Annotated in this window: 3 protein-coding genes; all 3 read right to left on the bottom strand. The window is 54.2% G+C overall.

Annotated elements, in window-relative coordinates:
- Positions 1–80: 80 nt before the first annotated feature.
- The gene (locus tag FLS37_RS16635; RefSeq protein WP_157671076.1) at positions 81–581 is read right to left on the bottom strand and encodes a hypothetical protein; all 501 of its coding nucleotides are present in this window, start codon (positions 579–581) and stop codon (positions 81–83) included.
- Positions 581–1,048: a hypothetical protein gene (locus FLS37_RS16640; RefSeq protein WP_157671077.1), complete on the bottom strand. Its 468-nt coding sequence runs from the start codon at positions 1,046–1,048 to the stop codon at positions 581–583. The genes FLS37_RS16635 and FLS37_RS16640 overlap by 1 nt, the downstream gene beginning before the upstream one ends.
- The coding region (locus FLS37_RS16645) for a type VI secretion system Vgr family protein (protein ID WP_157671078.1) at positions 1,006–2,622 on the bottom strand (1,617 nt) is incomplete at its 5' end. The genes FLS37_RS16645 and FLS37_RS16640, both read right to left, overlap by 43 nt.

Below are 2,622 nucleotides of genomic sequence, written 5' to 3' on the forward strand. Positions count from 1 at the left end.
CCCAGCAGGCGCGAGTCATCGGCTTCCACGCCTAGTAGGCCCGTCAGGCGTTCCAGCAGGTTCGATGTGGTCATCATGCCTTAGCCTTGTGTATCGGGGGTGTACCAGTAGGTGATGTTGCGGATTTCTTTAGGTTTTGATTTGAATGGCCAGTGTATGGAAATTTTATAATTTGTATATTGCCATTGGTAAGGAGATTCAGCGTCTATATTGAGAGCGGAGTCGGGGCCGAGAGTTTTTTTAACGTCATTCACTGAGGATTCAAAAGCGATATTTGCAATTGGTAAGTCAACTGAACGTGAGAAACCTTTGCCATATCCCCAGAAGGTGAAATGATCTAGCAAAAATGGCCCATCGCCTCTCTCGTGATTTTTTGTCTCGAAATATGCTGCGATATCTTCAAACTCTAGGCCGATGCTCATTTCTTTTGATTCAAATGAATAGGTATAGAGCTCTGTATCTTCAAGTCTGATGTCTTGCCAGCTAAGAGAAAAATATGCCAATAATTGGTTCACTTCCTGAGAGGTATGCGGTTTGCCTAGGGCATTGGTAATAAGGTCATGCAGTTGTGTGGTTTTCATCACAATATATCCTTCCATGGGTTTCGAGTTACCTTGCCAGAGTCGGCATCTTTATACAGTTTTTCAAAGAATTTCTCGTACTGATCTTTGCTGATTTCTCCAATTTCATCAACAGCTTTATTCAAGGCCTCTGCGCAGTCTTTGTGCTTGTCGGTCTTGATGTTTTTTTTATGAGTTTCGCCGTCACGTTTTGCCGCTTTCTGTAGATTCTTGGAGTCGCTTGCGATCCTGTCCTTATTGTTGTTGCCACTGCCATGTGTTTCACCTGCTTCATGCACATCTTTGGGTATTGCAACCGTTTGTGCGTGCTGCCCCAGTTTACCTCCACCATTTGCCCGATTTTCACCAAGTTTCTCGCCAAATAGGGTTTCCTTCATCTTGTCATCTAATGGGTAGCCTTTTCTCTTTGCCCATTCTTTAAAGGCTACTTTGAGTGCAGCAAAACTCGGAATGTGGTCACGCTCCATCGCTTCGCCAGCAAAATCCCCATCTTGCTTAGCGTAGGTTTCGCGTTTACCGCAATCCGGTTGCCGATGGTGATGGTTTCGTTGTGGTCCACTGTCTCGGTGCGGTCACGCTTGACGTGCACGGTTTCGTCGCGGTCGATGGTCTTGCTGCGGTCGCGCCCCACCCAGTGCGATTCGTCGTTTTCCACTTCGATGCGCTGATCTTTCTCGGCGTGCAGCCACACTTCTTCTTCGCCCTTTTTGTCTTCAAAGCGGAAGATATTGGCGTTGTCCGGCCCGCCACCGGGGCTGGAGCGGCTGTAAAAGCCCGATTGCGTCTTGGTGCTGGCATTGCCCCACGGGGTGGGCTGCTCGTCGTTATAGACCCGGCCAGTGATGATGGGGCGGTCGGCGTCGCCCTCGATGAAGGACACCAGCACTTCCTGGCCGATGCGCGGAATCGACGTCGCGCCCCAGCCCTGGCCGGCCCAGGCGCTGGCCACGCGCACCCAGCAGCTGGACTGGTCGGTTTTAGGGCCGTAGCGATCCCAGTGGAACTGGATTTTGACGCGGCCTTTCTCGTCGGTATGGATTTCCTCGCCCGGCGGGCCCACCACCACAGCGGTTTGCGTGCCCTGTACGTAGGGTTTGGGCGTCATGCGCAGCGGGCGAAATGGGGTTCTGGCCGGTTGCACCGTGATATGGCACTGGCTCAGGCCGCTACCCGTGCCGGTGGATTCGTAGGTGTTTTCTTCGAGCATGATGTGCTCGCTGGTGATCAGATATTCCTGATTCTGATCCTTGCGCGGATGATCGATCAGCGTAAAAAGCTGGCCGCAGCCCAGGCCCTCAATCGGGCCCGCTCCGGTGGCGGTTTCATAGCGCGCCTGCGCGGCTTCCAGGCGCACGCTGGCAAAATGCTGGCCGCGCTCGGGCGCGTAATACTCGCTGGGCCACAGATAGACATCGTGATTGGCCTGGCCATGGCTGCGGCCTTCGCTCTGGTTGGCCTGCAGATTGGCCGAAGGGCGGAAATAATCATAATCATTGACGACGAACTTGGTGCTCTCCACCGCTTTGCCACAGCGCCAGTGGGCAAAATGCTCCTGATCAATGTGCATGCCACTGTCTCTGGCCCCGTGCTCAAAAGGCAGCACCTCATAGCCGCCACGCGGCTTGTGAGCCGCCACACTATCGGCCAGTACCAGTACATGCGCGCCCGCAGCATGCTCGAAGTAGAAATAAATGCCTTCCTGCTCCAACAAGCGCATTACAAAGTTGGCATCGGTTTCACCCGCCTGCACGCAGTAGCGGCGGGGTGGATAGCTTTGGGTGGTGCGATCGACAAAACGGGCAATGCCATGATCAGCGAACACCTGCTTGACGATGTCCAGCGTGCTGAGCTTCTGGAATACCTTCCAGTCGGCACTGCGGGTGAGAAACCACAGCCAGGGGCGCAGCTCGGCCTCATAGCGGTAATACTGGCCTTCCTCGCCAGAGAGCACCATGCTGGCGACGTACTGGTGGACATGGCGCACCCCGCCCTTGGGCAGATCGATCTCGATGGTGACCGGATGGCCCACCAGCTGATCCAG

This window comes from Chitinibacter sp. GC72, from assembly GCF_009760905.1.
Taxonomy (GTDB): domain Bacteria; phylum Pseudomonadota; class Gammaproteobacteria; order Burkholderiales; family Chitinibacteraceae; genus Chitinibacter.

Bases quoted from the DNA above. Each gene is read 5' to 3' on its own strand.
- FLS37_RS16635 (WP_157671076.1), bottom strand. From the start codon at position 581: ATGAAAACCACACAACTGCATGACCTTATTACCAATGCCCTAGGCAAA.
- FLS37_RS16640 (WP_157671077.1), bottom strand. From the start codon at position 1,048: ATGGAGCGTGACCACATTCCGAGTTTTGCTGCACTCAAAGTAGCCTTT.